Annotated in this window: 18 protein-coding genes, 3 pseudogenes and 1 other annotated feature; of the genes and pseudogenes, 14 read left to right on the top strand and 7 right to left on the bottom strand. The window is 65.8% G+C overall.

The genetic code is table 11. The features are described from left to right. The first annotated feature begins 11 nt into the window (after window positions 1–11). The gene (locus ACOOF5_RS01645) at window positions 12–857 is read left to right on the top strand and encodes a VOC family protein (RefSeq protein WP_420435948.1); all 846 of its coding nucleotides are present in this window, start codon (window positions 12–14) and stop codon (window positions 855–857) included. Between the two features lie 22 nt (window positions 858–879). Here ACOOF5_RS01645 and ACOOF5_RS01650 read toward each other — a convergent pair whose 3' ends face one another. After that, entirely contained in the window at window positions 880–1620 is a 741-nt protein-coding gene (locus ACOOF5_RS01650) for a J domain-containing protein (protein WP_420435950.1), read from the bottom strand. 167 nt (window positions 1621–1787) lie between these two features. Between ACOOF5_RS01650 and ACOOF5_RS01655 the strand changes: the two genes are divergently transcribed. The 8 genes from ACOOF5_RS01655 (at window position 1788) to ACOOF5_RS01690 (ending at window position 12962) form a co-directional block, all read left to right on the top strand. Beyond that, entirely contained in the window at window positions 1788–3257 is a 1470-nt protein-coding gene (locus ACOOF5_RS01655; RefSeq protein ID WP_420436307.1) for an acetyl-CoA acetyltransferase, read from the top strand. A 201-nt stretch (window positions 3258–3458) separates the two neighbouring features. Then, window positions 3459–5561 carry a polyphosphate kinase 1 gene (ppk1, locus tag ACOOF5_RS01660; protein ID WP_420435952.1) on the top strand — a complete coding sequence of 701 codons (2103 nt, stop codon included), beginning with the start codon at window positions 3459–3461 and terminating at the stop codon, window positions 5559–5561. A gap of 237 nt (window positions 5562–5798) precedes the next feature. Next, a complete protein-coding gene (leuA, locus tag ACOOF5_RS01665) occupies window positions 5799–7526 on the top strand; it encodes a 2-isopropylmalate synthase (RefSeq protein ID WP_420435954.1) in 1728 nt (575 codons plus the stop codon). 97 nt (window positions 7527–7623) lie between these two features. Next, window positions 7624–8376: an alpha/beta fold hydrolase gene (locus ACOOF5_RS01670; RefSeq protein ID WP_420435956.1), complete on the top strand. Its 753-nt coding sequence runs from the start codon at window positions 7624–7626 to the stop codon at window positions 8374–8376. A 67-nt stretch (window positions 8377–8443) separates the two neighbouring features. Next, the gene (locus ACOOF5_RS01675) at window positions 8444–10129 is read left to right on the top strand and encodes a Mur ligase family protein (protein WP_420435958.1); all 1686 of its coding nucleotides are present in this window, start codon (window positions 8444–8446) and stop codon (window positions 10127–10129) included. A gap of 142 nt (window positions 10130–10271) precedes the next feature. Then, complete coding sequence (locus tag ACOOF5_RS01680) at window positions 10272–10961, top strand: recombinase family protein (RefSeq protein ID WP_420435960.1); 690 nt, start codon at window positions 10272–10274, stop codon at window positions 10959–10961. Window positions 10962–11231: 270 nt separating this feature from the next. Continuing rightward, window positions 11232–11492 carry a hypothetical protein gene (locus ACOOF5_RS01685; protein WP_420435962.1) on the top strand — a complete coding sequence of 87 codons (261 nt, stop codon included), beginning with the start codon at window positions 11232–11234 and terminating at the stop codon, window positions 11490–11492. 205 nt (window positions 11493–11697) lie between these two features. Continuing rightward, window positions 11698–12962, top strand: a protein-coding gene (locus ACOOF5_RS01690) for an IS3 family transposase (RefSeq protein WP_420436309.1) whose coding sequence is annotated in 2 segments (ribosomal slippage) — window positions 11698–11998 and window positions 11998–12962 — 1266 coding nt in all. Because the reading frame shifts where the segments join, the coding sequence is not laid out codon by codon here. Continuing rightward, window positions 11994–12110 (top strand) — a sequence feature (AL1L pseudoknot). (Overlaps the previous gene by 117 nt.) A gap of 4 nt (window positions 12963–12966) precedes the next feature. On the opposite strand, the pseudogene ACOOF5_RS01695 reads toward ACOOF5_RS01690, so the two are convergent. Further along, window positions 12967–13054: pseudogene (locus ACOOF5_RS01695) on the bottom strand (transposase); the annotation flags it as partial. 260 nt (window positions 13055–13314) lie between these two features. On the opposite strand from ACOOF5_RS01695, the gene ACOOF5_RS01700 reads away from it, so the two are divergent. After that, window positions 13315–14508, top strand: a complete 1194-nt coding sequence (locus tag ACOOF5_RS01700) for an IS110 family transposase (protein WP_420436311.1) — start codon at window positions 13315–13317, stop codon at window positions 14506–14508. Between the two features lie 216 nt (window positions 14509–14724). Here the strand turns inward: ACOOF5_RS01700 and ACOOF5_RS01705 are convergent, their stop codons facing one another. The 3 genes and pseudogenes from ACOOF5_RS01705 to ACOOF5_RS01715 all read right to left on the bottom strand — a co-directional run. Then, window positions 14725–14817, bottom strand: coding sequence for a transposase (locus tag ACOOF5_RS01705; RefSeq protein ID WP_420436313.1), 93 nt, complete (start codon window positions 14815–14817; stop codon window positions 14725–14727). A 55-nt stretch (window positions 14818–14872) separates the two neighbouring features. Then, window positions 14873–15187: pseudogene (locus ACOOF5_RS01710) on the bottom strand (transposase); the annotation flags it as partial. Then, window positions 15176–15551: pseudogene (locus tag ACOOF5_RS01715) on the bottom strand (transposase); the annotation flags it as partial. The pseudogenes ACOOF5_RS01715 and ACOOF5_RS01710, both read right to left, overlap by 12 nt. Window positions 15552–15875: 324 nt before the next feature. Here ACOOF5_RS01715 and ACOOF5_RS01720 point away from each other — a divergent pair. The 3 genes from ACOOF5_RS01720 (at window position 15876) to ACOOF5_RS01730 (ending at window position 18735) form a co-directional block, all read left to right on the top strand. Further along, window positions 15876–16112, top strand: coding sequence for a hypothetical protein (locus ACOOF5_RS01720; RefSeq protein WP_420435964.1), 237 nt, complete (start codon window positions 15876–15878; stop codon window positions 16110–16112). After that, a complete protein-coding gene (locus ACOOF5_RS01725) occupies window positions 16113–16952 on the top strand; it encodes a transposase (protein ID WP_420435966.1) in 840 nt (279 codons plus the stop codon). Window positions 16953–17610: 658 nt separating this feature from the next. Beyond that, a complete protein-coding gene (locus ACOOF5_RS01730; protein WP_420435968.1) occupies window positions 17611–18735 on the top strand; it encodes a D-alanine--D-alanine ligase family protein in 1125 nt (374 codons plus the stop codon). A gap of 106 nt (window positions 18736–18841) precedes the next feature. Here the strand turns inward: ACOOF5_RS01730 and ACOOF5_RS01735 are convergent, their stop codons facing one another. Then, entirely contained in the window at window positions 18842–19954 is a 1113-nt protein-coding gene (locus ACOOF5_RS01735) for a hypothetical protein (RefSeq protein ID WP_420435970.1), read from the bottom strand. A gap of 220 nt (window positions 19955–20174) precedes the next feature. Next, window positions 20175–20444: a hypothetical protein gene (locus tag ACOOF5_RS01740; protein ID WP_420435972.1), complete on the bottom strand. Its 270-nt coding sequence runs from the start codon at window positions 20442–20444 to the stop codon at window positions 20175–20177. A gap of 265 nt (window positions 20445–20709) precedes the next feature. Here ACOOF5_RS01740 and ACOOF5_RS01745 point away from each other — a divergent pair, with 265 nt between their 5' ends. Then, window positions 20710–21708, top strand: coding sequence for a hypothetical protein (locus ACOOF5_RS01745; RefSeq protein WP_420435974.1), 999 nt, complete (start codon window positions 20710–20712; stop codon window positions 21706–21708). Window positions 21709–21829 lie beyond the last annotated feature (121 nt).

Below are 21829 nucleotides of genomic sequence, written 5' to 3' on the forward strand. Positions count from 1 at the left end.
CCTGCGACTCCATGCCGACCGACACCCTCGTCATGGACCACGTCGCCGTGGTCAGCGACCGTGCCTGGGAAAACGTGATCCGCTACAGCCGCGACCTGGGCGGTCGCTGGATCGGCGGACCGGACAACGACCCGGCGTCACAGGCCGGCGACGACTTCTATTTCTGCCAGGTGGCCTTCGACGGCGGCGCGCGGGTGGAGATCCTCGAGCCGATCGAGCACGACGGCAGCGAGTTCCTGCGACGCTTCATGGCCCGCAACGGCCCGGGCCCGCACCACTTCACGTTTAAGACGCCCGACTTCGCCGACACCGTCGAAGCGCTGGCTGAAGCGGGCTACAACGTCATCGGGGTCAACGAGGACAACCCGACATGGAAGGAAGCCTTCCTGCATCCCAAGGACAGCTGGGGCATCGTCATCCAGATCGCCTGGGACGGAGGCGGAGGCTGGGACGACGCACCGCCGCTGCCGCCCACCCGCCACGAACGCACCACGTCGCTGGCAACGGTGGTCCACCTCGTGGCCGATGTGCAGGCCGCCGCCGCGCTGTTCAGCGGACCGCTCGGCATGGAACAGACCGATGAGTGGAAGGACCCCAACGTCGGGGTCGGGGCGGACCTGCGTTCGGGTCCGTGGAACCTCAAGCTCATCCAGCCCACCGAGCCCAACCTCGCCCATTGGATGGGCAACCGGCCCGGCCGGCTGCAGCTGCTGCACTTCCAGATCGACGACCCCGCCCTCGTCCCGGGGGCGCAACGAGTCGGCGTATGCGGCGGCGGCGAGCAACAGGACGCCATGTTCATCGTCCCCCCCGAGCACAACCTCGGCGTCCGCCTCCTGCTCACCGAACACACCTGAGTCCCCAGCGAAGCAAGGGCCGCTACTCCACGGCGGGCGGCTCCCAGCGGTCCACAGGCACCAAGCACAGCCGCCGACCGGCAATCGGCGCCTCGTGGACTACGGCATCGGGATGGCGACAGCGGTCACCAGGTGACATCGTGATGATCTGATCGAGCACGCCGTCGGTCTCGTGCCAATCGCAAGCGACTGTGTGCAGCGTTCCATCGGGCGCCGACCAGAAACACTCCCCCACATCGAGCGACGCAACCCTGGACGGGTCGACGTCGTTGTTGGCGGTCATGTACGCGCTCGCCACGAAGATCACCAACCCCACGACCGTGATCGCCAGCCACGGCAACACCCTCACCACCAGCGCCGCGCCGCGGTGGCTGACGACGAAACCGCCCGGACCTCCGGGCTCGGTGGTCGGAGCGCCATCGAACCACGGGTCGGCGGATTCACCTTGGTTGCCGCTGGGGCCAGTCGCACCGCCCGCGGGCGGGGCCGGTCTGGCTGAGGAAGCCGGTTCGGTCGGCTTCGACGCCGCAGCCGCACGCTCTTCGTCGTAGGAACGGCGCGATTCCACGCGGCCCAGCACACGCCACGCCTCATTCACTGCTCGCATGCGGCGGTCGGAACGCTCTGTCTGCGCTTGGTTGACGTCTCCGCGTTGATCTGGATGGTTGGCCCGGGCAGCCCGGATCCACGCGCGCCGAATCTCTGCCGCACCAGCGTCGGGACGCACGCCGAGCGCTGCGTAGTGATCGGGCAATTGGGCCACCGTCGGCCTCCCCATCCCGACGCTACTGCCGCCCGTCAATTCACATGCCGTCGCTGCAAACCGCACTGGGGAACCGCCGCTCGGCCCCGACAAAGGGCGGTTCGCTATCGTCGCGACCCGATCACCCACCGAGCTCCCACACACGAGGCCACATCACCATGACCGACATCCAGATCGACCCGCGCACCCCCGTCCTCGTAGGCGCCGGTCAGTTCAAGCAGCGTCCCGAGGTCCCAGTCGAAGCGCTCGAGCCCGTCGCCATGATGGCCGAGGCGCTGGCTGCAGCAGCCGAAGACGCAGGCGTACCCGGGCTGACCAGCCGAGCCACCCACACCTGGGTCGTGAAGGGCGCCTGGCCGTATCCCGACCCGGCCGCACTGCTGAACGAACGGTTCGGCACCTCCGCCAAGACCGGGCTGTCCACCGACGGCGGCAATGTTCCGCAATCCCTGGTGAATATGGCCTGCAACCGCATCTCGGCCGGTGAAGCCGATGTGGTGCTCATCGCCGGGGCCGAAGGAATCTGGAGCCGCCGCCGAGCCCGCCGTCGCGACGAGCGCATCCCCTACACCTCCCAGACCGACAAGGTGCCCGACGAGGTGCTCGGCGCCGACGTCGTCATGAACAACAAGGTGGAAGTCGAACGCGGCCTACGAGATCCCATCAACCTGTATCCCGTTTTCGAATCGGCGTTCAGGGCCTCCCGCGGCGAATCCATGGACGAGCACCGGGATCGTGTCGCCGTGATGTGGGAGAAGTTCAACCAGGCTGCGGTCGCCAATCCCTACGCCTGGGTACGCACACCGATGACAGCGGACGAGATCCGCAACCCAAGCCAAACGAATCGGCTCATCGGCTTCCCCTACACCAAGTGCATGAACTCCAACTGGGATCTCGACCTTGCCGCCGCGCTCATCGTGTGCTCCGCTGAGGCTGCGACGGCCGCAGGCGTGCCGACCGATCGCTGGCTGTTCCCATACGCGGGGACCGACGGGCGCGACACCAACTACGTGTCCAACCGTGGCGACCTGCACAGCTCGCCCGCCATCCGCGTGGCCGGGCGGCGGGTCATGGAACTGGCTGGTGTCGGCGTCGACGACATCGACTACGTCGACCTCTACTCCTGCTTCCCCTCAGCCGTGCAGATTTCGGCCACCGAACTGGGCCTGGGTCTCGACCGCGACTTGACGCTGACCGGCGGTCTCACGTTCGCGGGTGGCCCGCTCAACAACTACGTCGGCCATTCAATTGCCACCATGGCCGGAAAGCTCCGCGAGAACCCCGGCAGCATCGGACTGTGCTCGGCAAATGGCGGCTACCTCACCAAGCACTCATTCGGCGTGTACTCCACAACACCTCCGGAGGTCGGCTTCCGCCATCAGGATTGCCAGGACGAGATCGACCGGTTCCCCTCTGTCGACCTCGACGCGGACTACACCGGCGACGCCACGGTGGAGGCGTACACCGTCATGCACGGCCGGGAGGCACCCGAGGTGGCGTTGGCGGCGGTGCGCACCCCCAACGGCAGGCAATGGGCCCGCAGCAGCGACGCAGCGCTCATGGACGAGATGATCAGGTCGGAGTTCATCGGCACCGACGTTGTCGTCGACGATGCCTTCGAGTTCGCGCCCGCCTGATTCGCAGCCACACCGGCAGTTGTCCACAGGGGCCCCGCACAGAGTGCACAAATTTTCCACAGGCCGAGCCCAACAGATCAAGCCAATTTGCCGGTATTCCGCCGCCCCTTGTGGACAGTGACGCCGATTGCGTACCCTCACCAGCGCAGGGTGCTGCGCCCCACGGCGCCGTGCATCGACCGCACAGGGGCTTGAGCCGTCATGTCCGCCGCCAACGGGGACCGATCACCCGAGCGCTACCTCAATCGAGAGTTGTCCTGGCTCGACTTCAATCATCGCGTCCTGGCACTCGCACGTGATCGTGATCTGCCGCTTCTCGAGCGCATCAAGTTCGTCGCCATCCACGCGTCGAACCTCGACGAGTTCTTCCAGGTGCGGGTTCCCACGGTGCTCGATTCCATCGAGGCCGGCGTACGCCATGCCGGGCCTGACGGCCTGACGCCGCGAGCCCAGCTCAAGGGGATTCGGGCAGCGGCAGCCGAGCAGTTGCGGGTCGCTTCCTCGCTATTCGAGGAAGAGCTGCGCCCCGCGCTCGCCGCCGAAGGCATCTCGTTCGTCGAGCCCGACGAACTTGATGCCGCCAGCCGAGCTTGGGTCGATGAGCTGTTCAGCGAGCAGGTCTATCCAGTGCTGACACCCCTGGCCGTCGATCCCGCACACCCCTTTCCCTACATCTCGGATCTCTCGCTGAGCCTCGCCGTGTTCGTGGAGCACTCCACCAGCAGTCCGTCGTTCGCCCGTGTGAAGGTGCCGCCGATCCTGCCCCGCTTTCTGGCACTGCCCGACGAACACCGATTCATCACTCTGGAATCGGTCATCTCGGCGCACCTGGGAGACTTGTTTCCCGGGGTGAAGCTGCTCAGCCACAGCACGTTCCGCGTCACCCGGGACGCAGATCTCGACATCGACGACACTGAGACCGACGACCTGCTCAAACACATGGAACTCGAGCTGCGCCAGCGCCGTTTCGGCGGTGCGGTTCGGCTCGAAGCTGCCCCGGACTTGAGCAACGACGCCCTCGACATGCTGACCCGTGAGCTGAAGCTGACCCCCGACGACGTCTACACCTCGAAGGGACTCCTCGGCCTGTCAGACCTGTTCGAGCTGTACGACATCGACCGCGACGACCTCAAGACGCCTCCGCACAACCCCAGAACACCGCTGCCGCTGCGGGCGACGACTGAGGCCGGCGCACTGTTCGCCAGCGGCACCGGGAGCCGACGTGCGGAGGCAACCGAGCCCGAAGCCAGAGTCGATTTCTTCGATGTCCTCAAGCGCCAGGACGTCTTGGTGCACCTGCCCTACGAGTCTTTCACGACCAGCCTCGACGCATTCATTCGCCAAGCGGCCGACGACCCCGATGTGCTGGCCATCAAGTTGACGATGTACCGGACCTCAGAGCGGACCCGTCTGGTGGACTCGCTCATCCGGGCCGCAGAACGCGGCAAGCAGGTCGTGGTCGTCGTGGAGCTCAAGGCGCGCTTCGACGAGCAATCCAACATCGAGTGGGCACGGCTCCTCGAACGTGCGGGCGTGCATGTCGCCTATGGCGTGGTGGGCCTGAAGACCCATTGCAAGCTGGCAATGGTGGTGCGGCGCGAATCCCGTGGCATCGCCCACTACTGCTTCGTGGGCACAGGCAACTTCAACGCCGACACCGCACGCATCTACGAAGACTTCGGACTGCTCACCTCCGACCGAGACTTCGCAGCCGACGTGGCGGCATTGTTCAATTCGCTCACCGGCTACAGCCGCAAGACCGACTACCTCAAGCTGGCCGTCGCTCCGCACAGCCTCGGCAATTCGCTCGTCAAGCACATCGAGGCCGAAGCCGCCGAGCCAGACGGCCACATCTTCATGAAGATGAACGCCATCGTCGACAACGAGGTGATCGACGCGTTGTATGAGGCATCGCAGCAGGGCTGCCGGATCGACTTGGTCGTGCGCGGCATCTGCTGCCTGGTTCCTGGCGTGGAAGGCATGAGCGAGAACATTTCGGTACGAAGCATCGTGGGCCGCTTCTTGGAGCACAGCCGGGTGTACCGATTCGGCAATCCCGACCGCGGCTACACGATCCTGCTGGGCTCAGCCGACGCCATGCCACGCAACCTTCGCTACCGCGTCGAGGCGCTGGCGCCCATCGAAGCGCCCGCGCTCACCAATGAGCTGGGCGCGCTCACCGACATGTATCTCGACGACGGCATCGCTCACTGGAAGCTGGGCAACGACGGCGAATGGACACAGCACTGCGGCACCGATCTGCACGAGCTGATGCTGGCCCGACACGCCGACCGCCGCCGCTGACTCCGCGTCTGGTCGTTTTCCGCTCAGGTTGGTAGAATCTTCACCGTGATTCGCCTCTCGACTCACCACGCACTGCATTCCGCAACCGGGCTGCTCCTTCTTACCTAGGCGAGGACCGCACAGGTCCTCGCCCAACCTCCTGCGCCTCCGGGCCAGGGGGTTTTTTCGTGGCCCCAACCGACCAGTACCCATTCCTCACCCCCACACCCAACCGACCCGCCGACCCAGGAGAATCCGATGGCAGACGTCAAGCGCATCAGCACGCAGCAGCCGAGCTCGATGCCATTCAACCTCTACGGCACCTACCGCTTCCCCGCGCACCTTCCTGACCGCACCTGGCCCGACCAGATCATCTCCGAGGCGCCGCTGTGGTGCTCAGTGGACCTGCGCGACGGCAACCAGGCACTCATCGACCCCATGGACGTGCCGCGCAAACGCCAGATGTTCGAGGTGCTCGTCGAGATGGGGTTCAAAGAGATCGAGGTCGGCTTCCCGTCGGCCTCGGCGCCCGACTTCGAGTTCTGCCGCATGCTGGTCGAAGAGGACTTGGTGCCCGACGACGTCTGGATCCAGGTGCTCACCCAGAGTCGGCCCGAGCTGATCGAGCGCACCTACGAGGCGATTGCCGGGGCCAACAAGGCGATCGTCCACCTCTACAACCCGACTTCGGAACTGCAGCGCCGGGTGGTGTACCGGCTGGACAAAGAAGGAATCAAAGACATCGCCATCTCAGGCACACGACTGTGCAAGGAACTGGCCGAGCGCCACGAAGGCGGTGCGATCCGCTTCGAGTACTCGCCCGAGTCGTTCACCGGCACCGAGATCGACTACGCGCTCGAGGTGTGCAACGCCGTCAGCGCCGAATGGGGCGCTACTGCCGACGACCCGATCATCTTGAACCTGCCCGCCACCGTGGAGATGGCAACGCCGAATACCTACGGCGACCTCATCGAGTACTTCGGGCGCAATGTGGACAACCGCGAGGCCGTGGTGCTCTCACTGCACCCCCACAACGACCGCGGCTGCGGCGTGGCGGCCGCGGAGTTCGGGGTGATGGCCGGTGCTGACCGGGTCGAGGGCACGCTGTTCGGAAACGGCGAACGCACCGGCAACGTCGACATCATCACCCTGGCGATGAACCTGTTCAGCCAAGGAGTCGATCCCGAGCTGGACATCAGCCACATCGACCACCTGCGCCGCATCACCGAGTACTGCAACCAGCTGCCGGTCCATCCTCGTCATCCCTACGGCGGCGACTTGGTGTACACGGCGTTCAGCGGCAGTCACCAGGACGCCATCAAGAAGGGCTTCGAAGCGCTGGCCAACGACTACGACTACTGGGAGGTTCCGTACCTGCCGATCGACCCCGCGCACGTGGGTCGCACCTACCAGGACGTCATCCGAGTGAACAGCCAGTCAGGCAAGGGCGGCGTGGCCTACGTCATGAAGAACAGCTTCGGCCTCGACCTGCCGCGGCGGCTGCAGATCGAGTTCAGCGGCGTGATCCAAGCGATTACCGACGAAGGCGGCGAGATCCTGCCCGAGGCGATCAAGAAGACCTTCGACGAGGTCTACCTGCATGCGGAGTCACCTTTCGCCTACGTCGGGCACCGCAGCTACTTCGACTCGGAGTCTTCCGACGAGTCCGAAGTGGCGGCGACCATCAAGGGGCCCGACGGCGAGGTGCGGGCGAAGGGACGCGGCAACGGCCCGCTTTCGGCGTTCAAGACCGCCCTGGCTGATGCGTTGGGTATCGAGGTCAGCCTCGTCGACTATCACGAGCACGCCGTCGGCACGGGCGCCGATGCCACTGCCGCGGCGTACGTGGAGATCGAGACCCCATCGCGTGACGTGTACTGGGGCGTCGGGCTGCACCCGAACATTGTCACGGCCAGCTTCCGGGCACTGCTGTCAGCGATCAACCGGTCCCACCCTGGTCCCGATTCCGAGGTGCACGCCCGCTGAGCGCGCCGGCGGCCCGAGCGGCCCGTACGCCCGATTCCCTCCGCAGCTGGGAACATGGCCGGGAAGCGACACATTCAACGTCGGGAAGGACCATCCATTGGCGCTCCCTTTGAGCAGCTTTGCTGACGGTGCGCTCTTTGGCAGCCGCATCGGTGCTGAGCCCGCATCAGTGCTCGGCCTGCACGGCTGGGGCCGCACCCATCGAGACTTGCTCGACTGCTTGAGCGGCGCCGACGCCATCTCGCTCGATCTGCCAGGCTTCGGCGCGAGTCCCGCGCCCACCGAAGCCGGCGGTGCGGCTGCCTATGCCGACCTCATCGAGCCGGTGCTGGACGAGTGCGCGCCGCGTTTGGTCGTGCTGGGGCACAGCTTCGGTGGGCGAGTGGCCGTGGAGCTGGCTGTTCGCCGGCCCGAGGTGATCGCCAGTCTGGTGCTGTGCGGTGTGCCGCTGCTGCAGCGCACTGATCGCTCTGCGGGGGGGCCAGCACTGCGTTTCCGTCTCGCCCGCGGTTTGCATCGTCGTGGCCTGCTCGGCGACGACACCATGGAGCGCATGCGCCAGCGCCATGGCAGTTCCGACTATCGGTCCGCGCGAGGCATCATGCGTGACGTGCTGGTCGCTGCTGTCAACGAGACATACGAGAGCCAGCTCAGTCGTCTGGCACAGCCCGTCGATCTCGTATGGGGCAGCCGAGACGAACAAGTGCCCGTCTCGGTGGCGCGCGACGCATCCGACCTGCTCGCCGATGCACATCTGACCGTGCTGGAGGGCGTCGGTCACTTGGCGCCCATCGAAGCGCCAGGTGCCCTGGCAGCTCGACTGAGCCATCGGCTCGCCGCTCTTTCGTGAACGTCGTTCGGTATCGAGTTCTCCGCCGCCGCGGACTCCGGTCGCGACGCCCGACCGCTGCGCTTCGATGAGCCAAGTCGTGCTGTGGGCGTCGGTGGTGGCCGGCGTGGTCGCAGCAGCGCGTTGGCTGCGCGTTGCACAGCGTGAGCATTACGGCGTGGGGCGGACCTCGCGCTTTGCCCGGCGCTGGTGGCTGCTGGACGGGACCAACCGCGTGCTGGCGCTGATCGCAGCCGTCGGCGTGGTGCTCAGCGGTTCGTTCTGGTGGGCGCCGGCGGTCACCGCTGCTGCTGTTGCCGTCGGGCCCCGCGGACTTCCGATTCGAGGCCGCACCAGCCCCCTGGCGTGGACCCGTCGCGTGGTCACCTTGGCGGTGACGCTGGCTCTGCTGTGCCTGGTGCTGATCGGGGTCGGCCTGCTCGCCGGGTTGGCCCCGCCGATCGTGGCGGTGCTGCTGTTCGGCCTGCCCCTGTGGGTGGACGTTTCGCTGGCGATCTTGGCGCCGCTTGAAGCGGTGCTCTCCCGACGCTGGGTGCATCGAGCCCAGGAACGCCTGGACCGCGTCGATCCGGTGAGGGTGGCAGTGACCGGTTCGTATGGCAAGACCACCATCAAGGGCTACCTGCGCCATCTGGTGGAGGGTTCGAAGGCCGTCGTGGCGACGCCGGCCAGCTTCAACAACACCGCGGGGATATGTCGCAGCGTCAACGAGCACTTGGTGCCCGGCACCGAGGTGTTCATCGCAGAGATGGGCACGTTCGCCGCCGGTGAGATTGCCGCGATGACCCGCTGGGTGCGCCCGTCGGTGTCGATCCTGGCTTCGATCGGTCCGGTCCACCTCGAGCGCTTCGGCAGCCTCGACCGAATCGTGGCTGCCAAGGCAGAGATCTTCGCGACGAGCCGCACGGCGATTCTCAACATCGACGCCTACGGATTGCGAGCCGAGGCTGATCGGTTGGCGGCTTCGGGTCTGCGGGTCATCCGGTGCTCGACGCAGGATCCGCGCGCGGACGTGACCGTGCTGCCAGCCGATGTCGAAAGGGACGGGCCTGCGGCGACGAACGGTTCGAGCTCGGGGCTTCGCAGCGATGCTCCCGTCGCCGCGCACGACGTGTCGATCAATGAGGCTGCCGTTTCGCGCCGCATCACGTTGTTCGGCAGGGAAATCGCTGTCGGCCCCCTCGGCGGCGCCGCACCTGCCAATGTGGCGTGCGCCGTGGCCGCGGCATCGGTGCTGGGCGTCTCCGATGCCGACATCGCAAGCCGGCTCGGCGACCTGCCGACTCCCGATCACCGCCGCACCGCCGCACGGAGCCCCACCGGCGTCATGGTCATCGACGACACCTACAACTCCAATCCTGCAGGCGCGCGAGCGGCGCTGTCCATGCTGGCGAACACCGACGCCGCCCGGCGCGTTGTGGTCACTCCAGGCATGGTCGAACTCGGCCGCAGCCAAGCTCACGAGAATCGCCTGCTCGGCGAGCAGGCCGCGCAGATTGCCGACGACGTCATCATCGTCGGTCGGACTAACCGGACTGCGTTGCTGGGCGGAGCAGCCGGCTGGGATCAGGCCACCGCCAGGCGAGCAAACCGAGGCCGCCACATGCGCAACCCCATTCACGGTCGCACGGACGATCGCGCCACGGTTCGCTGCATGGCAGACCTCGAATCAGCAGTGAGCTGGGTGCGGACGCATCTCGGCGCCGGCGATGCCGTCCTGTACGAGAACGACCTCCCTGACCACTACCCCTGATCGTCTTCGAGGTGCTCGGCTCAGAGTCATGTTCCGGCGGGGTTGCGTTCGGGTTGCTGCTGGTGGTAGACATCGGGTGTTCTTACTAGAAAGGAACTATTCTTGTAAGAACAGAGGGGGCCTGTCAGTGGGGAACACGACCATGCCATCGCGAGCGATCAGCTATGCCCGTGTGTCCACAGCCGAGCAAGCCGAGTCGGGGCTGTCGGTCGCGTCCCAGCAGGCACAAACAGATGCGGCTATTCGCGCGCGCGGCTGGCATTTCGTCCGCGCTGTGGCAGATGAAGGCGTTTCGGGCACGACGCCGCCGCAGCAGCGATCGGGCCTGAGACACGCACTCGAGATGCTGGCCGCGGCCCAAGCCGACGCGTTGGTGGTGTCGCGGCTCGACCGGCTCGGACGCGACACCGCGGATCTGCTCGAGATCCTGACGTGCTCGGTGCGCGAAGGATGGGCACTGGTCGCGCTCGACGCCCCGCTGGATCCCGCCAGCGCATTCGGGGAGTGCTGCATAACGATCATGGCCGCGATCGCTCAGCTCGAGCGGCGCCTCATCGGCGAGCGCACCAAGGCAGCGCTCGCTGTCTCCAAGTCCCAGGGCACCCGCCTCGGGCGCCCGTGTCGGCAGCCCCAAGCAGCTCGCGCGTTGTGCGTGCAAGCCCGCGAAGCGGGCCACAGCCTGCCCCGGATCGCCAGGATGCTCACCGAACACGGCTATCGGACCGCCACCGGCAAGACCACCTGGCATCCCTCCACGGTGGCGAGCATCCTGCGCAGCGAAAAGCTCGACCGCGAAGCAGACCAAGCGCGCCGCGACTCCGCAGCCGCTTGACGCAAGCGATCATTGCACACTGGTCTTCGCGAGATTCTCGGTCGCGATCCGGCGCTGTTCGCACGGCGGCAGCCGCTGAAACACCGGACATCAAGGTCCGTTACCGGCCGCTAACCGCATTCATGACGTTGGTTCATCCTTACAAGAAACCAACAAATCATGAAAACCAAACGGCTAGCTCCAGCGGCCATCGCAATGATGCTTGCGATCACTTCAGTAGCGCTCATGGCGGTACCCGCTTCGGCCCATCATGAGCAAAGCTGCCGCAGAGTGCCCACTTGGGAGGAATACCAAGTCCGTGTCGGCACCGACACAGTCACCTACTACGACAGCTTTGGCCGGCCATCAAGTGTCGAGGAAGTTCCCCGATACGAAACGCGGAGACGGATCTCATGGACGAGTGATTGCGAGACCATCCAGCACAGCATGAGGGAGGAATACAAGATCTGTGTGACAAACATGCCCTACAACATGGGACCCTACGGCAATGACGCGTACATCATTGCCTGCACATTCGCATTCCCTCAGTAGCGGCAGCACTAGGCAGGCGTGCCGCCACCAGTCGCTGTACCGTGCGTTGGCTCTACAGCCAGCCAACTGGTGGCGGCACCTGCACGCACTATGGCAATCGTTCACACTTCGAGCCGTGCTGAACTCTCTCGCTTCGCCGGCACATGACTCTTGATTCGCACTGGGTTTCGCGCAGGCTCCAAGGATTGGAGCGAGCATGGGATCTATGGACACAGATGCGGGGCCGGCGGCGACGTCTCGTCGGTATTCGGCTGAGCAGAAGCAGCACGCGGTGCGGATGGTGTTCGCGTTGCGCGAGGAGCTGGGCACTTCGGCGGGGACGGTCACCAGGGTGGCTTCGCAGCTGGGTTATGGGCCCGAGTCGCTGCGCCGCTGGGTGGCCCAAGCCGAGATCGACGCCGGGACACGGGCAGGGGCGTCGACCGCTGATAACGCCGAGCTCAAGAAGCTCCGCCAGGAGAATCGTGAGCTGCGCCGGGCGAACGAGATCCTGCAGCGGGCAGCGGTTTTTTTCGGGGCGGAGCTCGACCGCCGACAGCGATGATCGTCGAGTTCGTCGACGCGAACCGTGCCCGCTTCGGGGTCGATCCCGTCTGCGCTGCGCTGCAGGTGGCCCCTTCCACGTATTGGACCGCGAAACGGCGGCCGCCGTCGCAGCGGTCGGTGCGCGACGCGAAGATGATGCCGATCTTGTTGGCGTTGTGGCAGGCCAACTACTGCGTGTACGGGGCGCGCAAGCTGTGGATCGCCGCCAGACGCGCCGGTCACGACATCGGCCGCGACCAAGTGGCTCGGCTCATGAAAATGCTGGACATACGGGGCATAAGGCGGACAAAGAAACTGCGGACCACCCGGGCGGACCCCGAAGCGGACCGGCCTGCTGATCTCGTCGAACGCGACTTCGCAGCCGACGGCCCGAACCGGCTGTGGGTCGCCGATCTGACCCATGTGCCCACCTGGTCCGGCGTCGCCTATGTGTGCTTCATCACCGACGCCCACAGCCGTCGCATCGTCGGCTGGCGGGCCGCCTCTCACATGCGCACCCAGATGGTGCTCGACGCATTGGAGATGGCCCGCTGGGCACGCGGCGCCCGACTCGAAGGACTCGTCGCGCACACCGACGCCGGCAGCCAGTTCACCAGCATCCGCTACAGCGAACGCCTCGACGAGATCGGCGCGGTGCCCTCGATCGGGTCGGTCGCGGACTCATACGACAACGCCCTCGCCGAATCGGTCAACGCGCTCTACAAGACCGAACTGATCCGCGGCCCGAGCCAAGGACCATGGCGCACCGTCGACGACGTCGAGCTCGCCACCCTCGGCTGGGTCCACTGGTGGAACACCGACCGTATCCACGGCTACCTCGACGACATGTCACCCGATGAATTCGAAGCCGCCTACGCTGCGACCAGAACCGACCACAACAAGACAGAAAACCACAACATTCAGCCTGCGCAAAACCCAGGGTGAATCACTTCATGGCGGCTTGTTCGTTGCGGTGAGTGCCCTCGATGGCGCACTGCCCGCCGGAATCTGGCGTTGAGGCTTTCTATGGCGTTTGTATCGGGTATGAAATTGCTGGTGTCTCGGGCGCTGGCCGCTGTCGGATCGTAGGTTCGCGGTTGCCGGGTTCGGGGTGTCGAGGAGGAACAGCTAGGGCAGGCCGATCTACACGTTGAGCTGCGAGCTCGTGTTAGTACTTGGCCGCCCCTGCGACTGGCCCGGCTGCGCTGCGAGCGCGAATCCGTTTTTGTCGTGTCCGCCCGGCGGTTCCTCGATCCGTAGTTGGAGAGGAGACGCTGCTGTGGTGCGTCATATCGGGATGGATGTGCATCGCTCGTTCGCGCAGATCGCTGTCGAGCAGGACGGGCTGGTGCGCGACGAGGGCAGGATCGGGGTGCGCCCGCAGGACCTGCGAGCTTGGGCGGAGGAATTCCTCGAGCCTGACGACGAGATCGCGCTCGAGGCGACGACGAACTCCGATGCGATCGCGGTGATGCTGCGCGACGTCGTGGCCAGGGTGGTGGTGTCCAATCCGCGCAAGACCAGAGCGATCGCTGAGGCGAAGGTGAAGACCGACAAGGTCGACGCCCGCATCCTCGCTCAGCTGTTGGCGGCCGATTTCCTGCCCGAGACGTGGGTGGGGGACGAGCGGACCGCGATGCGGCGGCGGCTGGTGGCTCGACGGACTCATCTGGTGCGTCAGCGGACCCGGCTCAAGAACCAGGTGCATGCCATCTTGTCGCGCAATCTGGTGCCGACATGCCCTCACGCTGATCTGTTCGGCGGCGTCGGCCGCCGCTGGCTCGCAGCCCAGGCGCTGCCCGCCGATGAGCAGCGCAGCGTCGACGCGTTGTTGCGCCAGCTCGATTTCGGCGGCGACGAGCTCGCCGAAGTCGAGCGCGACATTGCAGCCGATGCCGTGGAGGACCCTGTGATCGCTCGTTTGATGACGGTTCCGGGGATCAACGTGGTCGTCGCCGCGTCGATTGTTGCTGCGGTCGGCGACTTCTGTCGGTTCGAGTCTCCCGATCGCCTCGTGTCCTATCTCGGGCTGAACCCCCGGGTCAGCCAGTCCGGCAACCGGCCCGCAGCCCACGGCCGGATCACCAAGGCCGGTCGTGCCCAGGCCCGCGGGATGCTCGTCGAGGCCGCGTTCTCGGCGTCGCGTGCCCCGGGCCCGCTGCGAGCGTTCCACCGACGCATCAACCAGCGCCGCGGTTTTCAGATCGCAACCGTGGCGACCGCGAGGAAGATGACGGTGCTGTGCTGGCACCTCATCACCAAAGACGAGGACTACGCGTTCGCCCGCCCCAGCCTGGTCGCGCACAAACGCCGAAGCCTCGAGCTCGCCGCCGGCGCCCCGCCTCGGCCCGGCCCCCACGCGGGGCCGTCGCGGGACTACCACATCAAACAGCTGCGAGACGCCGAGAAAGCCCTCGTCGAGCAACAAGAACACGCCTACGAAGTCCTCGTCGCCCACTGGCAGCCCCAACGCCCCCACACCAACACTTGACAATTTCATCCGTGGTGTACACGACTCGGCACAGCTCGGGCCGGAACTCCCCGAACGGCACGAACTCGTCCCAGGACTGCCGCCACGACCGGATCATCGCGGGGTAGGCGTCCTCCCAGTCGCCGGCCAACTGGGCGAACCGCGTCCGGACCTCCTGGGTCGGCCTGCACTGGTTCTCTTCCGCCGACGCGGATGACACCCCGAACCCTTCGGGGCCTACCCATGATGAACTAACGAGGTCTGCACCGTCGCTTCGGGCCAGGTCGCCCGGATCGAGGAGGGCAATCCCTTCAGCCCGTCGCAGCACACGAACCGACGCGTCGGCGAGGCCGCGGTTCCGCAGCTCGGCCGGCATCGTCGCCCACTGGGTGGCGCCCTCGCCGCCTGCGGGTCCCAGCCACATGCCCAAAACGTCGCCTTCTCCTTGAAGATCCACGCCTATGGCGACATAGGTGGGCCGGTTCGCGACCTGGGAGTCGCAGGCCTTGACGACGATCGCGTCGAACCCAGCACCGCGTACACGGGGTCGAGCGGTGCGGTTCTGCCACGCCGCCATGTCGGCCACGATCCCCTCGGTGATCTTCGAGATCGTCTCCCGGCTCACCGAGGTGTCATAGATCTCCTCGAGATGAGCCTGGATCTCGCCGGTAGTGAGCCCCTTCGCGTACAGCGAGATCACGTTGCCCGACAGCCCGTCCAGACGGCGGCGGTGCTTGCGCCGCCGTCACCCGCTCGAACGTCCCAGCACGATCCCGCGGAACCGCCAGCTCGACCTCGCCGATCTCGGTCTTGACAGTCTTGGGCGTCGACCCGTTGCGAGAGTTCCCCGACCCGCGGCCCGCAACAGCATGACGCTCATAGCCCAGATGCTCGCTCATCTCGACCTCGAGACCGGCCCGGGGCACCTGGCGCACCAGCCCGGTCAGCAAGCCTCCTTCGCCGGTCAGCTCCACGCCGTCCGCACGCGCCTGGGCCACCAACAGCTCAGCCCAGTCCTTCATCGCCGTCTCGCCGACGGCCTCTCCCGCCGGCACCACCAGCATATTTTGATCAGCCGCAGACATGATCGGTCCCGGCCCGCAGCCCAACGCTGCGGACCCTCAGACCACGCCATTTACACAAACCTCTCGAGTGTCACTGTTGATGTCGCCGGGGCTCCCAGCCAGGGGGTTACGGTCCGGTCCTGCGCTCGGCGATGACTCCACAATCTCTTGGTCGTGTGCCTGTTGTCAGACCTGTCGCGTCGAGCATGGGACCGGCAGGAGCGCTCCTGTCTTGAAGGGAGCCTGACTGTCTCGACTCGGTTGTGACGAAGCGCCCCTGCCGTCCCGGACCCACCGGAACATCACTTCGGCCAGGAGCACCCCATGACACCGCGAGTCGGGGGAATCGACCCCCACCAAGACACCTTCACCGTCGGGATCGTCGACGCCCACGGCGTCGCGATCACTCACGACACGTTCGACAACACCGCCGTCGGCTACGGCGCTGCGATCGACCTGCTCGACGCCCACGACGTCCGCCACGTCGGCGTCGAGGGATCAGCCAAGTGGGGCGCGGACGCCGCGATCGCACTCGCAGCGGCCGGGTTCGACGCCCGCTAGGTGCCCGCGTCGCGTTCGGCGGCGCAGCGCCGCAGCCGGCGGCTCGAAAAGACCGACGCCGTCGCGTCGGCCCGCGCGTTGTTGGTCGAGCCGACGCTGGGACCCGTGCAGACGCTGGAGGCCTATGACCCTGCCGTGGCCGAGATCGAGGCCGTGCTCGAGCATCGTCGTGCTCTGGTAGCCGCACGCACGCTGGGTTTGCACCATGTCGCGGACCAGATTTCCAAGCTGCCCACCGAGACACGCGACCTGCTCACCACGACCGGCAAGATCGAAGCCCGGCTGCGCCGCCTCGAAGGGATCGACCCCGACACATGCACGACCCCAGCCGGCAAATACCGGCTCTGCTGGCTCCAGAACTTCATCGACCAGGACAGCACAGCTCGCCGCGAGATCCTCCGATTGGAACGCCTCATCGACGAGCTGCTCGACAACCACGACACCACCCTGCGCGACGAGCCGGGCGTCGGCCCGATCTCAGCCGCGACGCTGCTGTGCGAGGTCGGCGACCCGACCAGGTTCGACCGCGAATCCAAGTTCGCCCGCTGGTGCGGCACCGGCGCCGTCGCGCTCTCCTCAGGCGAGGGCGCCGGCGATCCGGTCAAGCACCGGCTCGACTTCAGAGGCGACCGGCGCATCAACTCAGTGCTGCACATCGTGTCGGTCACCCAACAACGCACCCAGCCCGAAGCCATCGCCTACCTCGCCCGCAAAGCCGGCGAAGGCAAGACTCGACGCGAAGCCAGACGAGCCCACAAACGCCAACTCGCCAACCGCGTCATCCGCCGAATGTGGCGCGACGAAACCGCCCGAAACCAGCCCCTCGCACTCGCCGCTTGACAAGGGAGCGTCCGACAGTCCCCCGTCAGACGCCATCGACCGACAGTACCTGAAGTCACGCTGGTGATGGACCTGTGACCGTAACGGACGGGCTGAGCGTTTCCGCAGGTCAGCGCCCGTTGGCGCTTCCCCCGAAGGCAACCCAGAGCGAAACCAAGTGGTTCAAGTCGGGTCCTGCTCTGCACCCTGCTACAAAAGAATCGTTGCGGTTGCAATCGCAACGACGATGCAGAGCGCCAAGACGGCGCTTACCTGCAATATCACGACGGCTGGCCGACGTTTTGGCATGAGCTGGTCAAAGTCCGCACGGGGCTCGCCAGCGAGTGTTCTTCGCTGCGGCACCGCGCGGCCCAACGCATAGTCCTGAACAAGCTTGGCAGCACTCACTGCCTCGATGGGCTCCGGGACGGGGCTGTGCTGGTCAGGCATCGGCGATGTGCAATGTTGCTGACACGCGGCCGTCTAATTCCACATACCGACCCTAGCGTTCCGACAACAACCTGAGTCTGTGCCAGACCCGAGGCGAATCAGCCGACGACGGCCGTCCCTCGGTGCCCGGGGCCCGCTAGAACGTACGTCATCGAGAAGTACGTGACCAGTAGCGCCGCCGTGAGAACATGGCCCGCATGGAACGGCTGAGAATCCTGAGGGCGCGCCGATGACCCGTCCTGGGGTCTGCTTCGGCGGGCCGTCCCCCGAGCACGACATCTCGATCCTGACGGGGTTGCAGGCCGTGCATGCGCTCGCCGAGGCTGGGCGCGATCCGGTGGCGCTGTACTGGTCGCCGGTCGGCACGTGGCACGAAGTGCCGCCTGATATCGAAGCGTCGGCCTTCGCCGAGGGACTGCCGCGCTCAGCAACGGAAATCGAATTGGCCGCTCAGCCCGGCGGCGGGTTTGTGCGAGCCGAGCGGCGCCGTCGACCGCTGCCGGTCGGCGTGGTGGTCAACTGCTGTCACGGCGGCCCCGGCGAGGACGGCGGCTTGCCCGCCCTGCTGGACCTGGCGGGATTGGCCTACACCGGTCCGGGACAGCTCAGCGCAGCAATCTGCATGGACAAGCTGGCATTCAGCGGCGCCGCGGAATCCGCTGGACTCTCGACGCTGCCGCTCTGGCTGCTCACCGAGGATCTGCGGGGCGACGCCGCCGCAGCCGAGCTGTCGGAAGGGCCGCTCATCGTGAAGCCGCGTTTCGGCGGCTCGTCGATCGGCATCGAGATCGTCGCTGACCTCGCGACGGCACGGGCATTGACCCGGTCGTCGCCGCTGCTGCGTGACGGGGCTGTGGTGCAGCGGTACCTCAGCGACGTCATCGACCTGAACATCTCGCTGCGCACCTGGCCTGAACTGCGGTTGAGCGCTGTGGAGCGTCCGCTGCGCAGCGACAGCACCATCTACACCTACGCCGAGAAGTACCTCACCGGTGGCGGCGGCATGGCGACAGCGCCACGAGAGCTGCCCGCCAAGCTGCCCCCCGCAATTGAGACTGCGCTGCGCGCTGCCGCCGTCGAGGTGAGCCATCTTGTGATGGCCCGGTCCGTCATGCGCATCGACTTCCTGTGGGACGGCAGCGACGACCCCACCGGGCTGTGGGTGAACGAGATCAACCCGATCCCCGGCTCTCTGAGCTGGTACTTCTGGTCCCACGAGGGCGACAGCCTCATCGAGCTGCTCGACGATCTCATCGCCGAAGCGCGAGACAAGCCCACTCGCCGATTCGTGACACAAGGCGCCGACGGCACGGCCCTGCGATCGGTGGGGTCCATCGCCACAAAGCTGGCGTGACCTCGCGGCGGGTGCTCGCCGGTTGCGTCACCGCAGTACCGCTGTCAGTCGCGTGTAGCGGATCGAGACCCTCAGCGGGCGGCAGTGAATCGCGCAGAACACCCGGTCAACGGCGCATCGAGGCACGCTGCACAAGCAGGGGTACATCGAGGCGTTGCGCGATGATGCGCTCAATGGTTGCGAGCAGCTCTTCCCTTGGAATATGGCTTGGAACAGCGGCAGCGTCGGAGTAGCTGCCGTATTCGCTGGCCAAGAGCGCCGAGGCCACTTGGCGCGGCATCCAGTCGGTGTCGACACCGATGCCGAGGTGACCTTCGGAGGGATCGATCCAACTGCGGGTGACTGCATCGGCCAGTTCGAAGCGTGCGATGTTTTCCAACGCGGCGTCGACTGGCAAGTAGAAGTCTTGCCCGTCGGCGAACGCCGCGTGGGCCTCAAGCAGCCGGTTGTAGCTGGTCTCGGCCCCGGTTCGGATCTCAAGATCATCATGCTCATCGACGAGAGCCAGGGCGGCCTCACTCGGCGATTCAACACCCGTCAGCGAGAACCATGCCGCAAATTCCGATCCGTGATCAAATCCCCATCCGGCAACTCGGTCCGATTCGATTTCTTTCAATTCCTCAAACGTAGCCTGCAAGACCGGAAAGAGTTCAAAGCGTCGTCGGGCCTCGTCACGCTGAATGTGATGGTAGCGGGCATATTCTTCGATCTCGCACAAAGGATACTGTACCGAGAAGTGGCGCCTGCAACCCCATATGGAGTGCGTCGAAACAATGATCTCATTGCCACAGGCCTCGCTGCGCAGATACCCGGCACCAGTCCCGATACTTATGCGTTCGCCGACATCGATGGGTCCTTCAATTTGCCGGTCTCCATAGTGCATCCAAAGTTCGCCTGACGACTCATCATACTGGAATCTCCCGCGAGGCAAGGCAAGGACTAAGCGGCTCGGCTCTTCTATAGTTGACGAGTAGGGAGTTTGAGAACCGATATATGCGCATCTGCCTTCAATTTCTAGCCTGCCCTCAATCAGCATCTCTTCGCTGTCGAAGCTGGTGAGTTCGTACATTTCATGGAAATCGGCCCACGGCAGAGGCAGTACGTCGTCAGGATTTGGAGCGAAGATCACATGAGTCGTTCCGAGTGTTGTAGTGCTTGCGAACGTGGATGTCGGGACCTGTTCCGCAATCACAGTGCCAAGGGGCTCATCATCAGCCAATCGGTACTGATCTTCCTGTTGGCGCGTAGCGCCCTGTGGAGTTGGAGCGCAACCCATCACGAGAAGTATCGAACAGATCAAGACTCCTTTGGCGGCTCGGGAAACCCGCGACCGCATCGACACGGTGCCGACTACTTAGTTTCGCGATGCGGTGCCATTGGCATATTGTAGCCTTGCATTGTCGGAGTGGTTGGCTTCACTAAACACACGCGTCTGTCTGTCAAACGCACCATGGGTCATTGGGAGTGAGAAGCCAGTGCCATGCGAGCCAATGCAACAGAAGCGAACCCCAAGCCACCCACATCACCGGCTTCGATCCGATCAGCCGAGCGAAGACCAGCGAAGCGGCCATCGACCCGCACGCGACGGTCCAGCCGTACGGTGTGTTGGCAGACTCGTGGTACGGGTCGCACACCTCGAACACGTCTGTCAGCCACGGGACGAGAAACACCGCTACCACGACGATCGTTCCGAGAGCTACGGTCAGCAACCAGACCGCGACCCCTTCAACAGGTCCCAAACTGCGCATGGCGCTCAAGGAGCGCTCTCGAAGCATGGCGACCCGGCTCACCAGTTGCACAGGTTGGGAGAGCGGAGACATCGCGAATGGAGGTGCCGGGTCCGTGGTCGCGGCTCGACGATGCCCTCGGGGTAACCGGGTGATGGCACATGCTGCGCGAAGCAGCAGACTTCATTCGATGCCGTCCTGCCGCGATGCCAGCAAGACCACACACAACCTTCGAGGTCGGGTCGGCTTGGCAGCATCTCGTCGGCTTCTCTTGACGCTTGCTGCTGCGACGCTGTTGCTGGGATGCAGCGGATCGGATATCTCGGTCGCCGACGGCGGCACTGCTTCGGAGTCCGACCTCACGGCGTGCGAGCGCGACCGTCTGGCCGCCGCCCTCGGCCTGATCGATGCCGCAGAACTGTCGCTGCCGCTCGAACCCGCCGACGAACCGCTGGCAGACATCGCCAGGGACATCTGCGCGCTCGACAGCGGCGCTTCAGGCTCCGCAGCGACGCCAGACACCCGCGTGCGCACCCCTGCAGAGGAACGCGACGCGGCGTTGCCCGCGGCACTCGTGCGTGCTCCCGCGCTCTTCGATCCCTCCGACGCTCCGCCCGGAACCGACGAAGCGCTCGACGAGCTGTGGGTCGTGTGCGGGCAGGGCTCGGCCGCTGCGTGCAACGCGTTGCTGTTCGAGTCGCCCGCCGGCAGCGACTACGAGGCCTTCGCCTTCAGCTGCGGCGGACGCGAGAACCTGCACTGCAATGTGCTGCTCGGCGGACCCGGCGCCGATGCAGGCCTGCTGGGCGTCGAATTTGATCCCGCCTCGCCGGCCCCGGGAAACATCCCAGAACTGGACGGCTGGTGGACGGCGTGCGGGGAAGCAAGCAGCCGCGCCTGTGCGCAGCTCGTGCTGTCCGCGCCGGGTGGATCGGCGTATGCCAGCTTCGGTTGGACCTGCGGCGGCCGCACCAGGGGCGACTGTGCACTGTTGGTAGGCAACGACGGCGCTCCGCCTGCGCTCGCAGGTCGAACGCCGCACGACCCGCCGCCCGGCAACGACGAGTACCTGGATCAGCTATGGGAACGCTGCGGCGCCGCCGATGCAACGGCATGCCGCGACCTGGCCACCTTCGGACCACCCGGAAGCGACTACGAGCGCTACGCCCTGTCATGCGGCTGGCGGGCAGTGAGAGCCTGCGCCCGGCTGTTCGCAGAACTCGCCACGGCGCCGACAGACCAGTAGCCGGAACTCACCGCCGCGGCACCTCCGCTCCGGGGTTCTGGCTCACCCCGCCGACGCGCCGCTGTGACCTCGGTAACGCCTGCCGTCTCAGTCGAACGACTGCCCGAGCGGGAAGATGAAT

Source organism: Candidatus Poriferisodalis sp., assembly GCF_965214215.1.
Classification (GTDB): domain Bacteria; phylum Actinomycetota; class Acidimicrobiia; order Acidimicrobiales; family Poriferisodalaceae; genus Poriferisodalis.

What these genes read in the sequence shown, in the direction of transcription:
- ACOOF5_RS01720 (WP_420435964.1), top strand. Translation starts at nt 15,876, where the DNA reads ATGACACCGCGAGTCGGGGGAATCGACCCCCACCAAGACACCTTCACC.
- ppk1 (WP_420435952.1), top strand. Translation starts at nt 3,459, where the DNA reads ATGTCCGCCGCCAACGGGGACCGATCACCCGAGCGCTACCTCAATCGA.
- ACOOF5_RS01680 (WP_420435960.1), top strand. Translation starts at nt 10,272, where the DNA reads ATGCCATCGCGAGCGATCAGCTATGCCCGTGTGTCCACAGCCGAGCAA.
- ACOOF5_RS01645 (WP_420435948.1), top strand. Translation starts at nt 12, where the DNA reads ATGCCGACCGACACCCTCGTCATGGACCACGTCGCCGTGGTCAGCGAC.
- ACOOF5_RS01700 (WP_420436311.1), top strand. Translation starts at nt 13,315, where the DNA reads ATGGATGTGCATCGCTCGTTCGCGCAGATCGCTGTCGAGCAGGACGGG.
- ACOOF5_RS01675 (WP_420435958.1), top strand. Translation starts at nt 8,444, where the DNA reads ATGAGCCAAGTCGTGCTGTGGGCGTCGGTGGTGGCCGGCGTGGTCGCA.
- leuA (WP_420435954.1), top strand. Translation starts at nt 5,799, where the DNA reads ATGGCAGACGTCAAGCGCATCAGCACGCAGCAGCCGAGCTCGATGCCA.
- ACOOF5_RS01730 (WP_420435968.1), top strand. Translation starts at nt 17,611, where the DNA reads ATGACCCGTCCTGGGGTCTGCTTCGGCGGGCCGTCCCCCGAGCACGAC.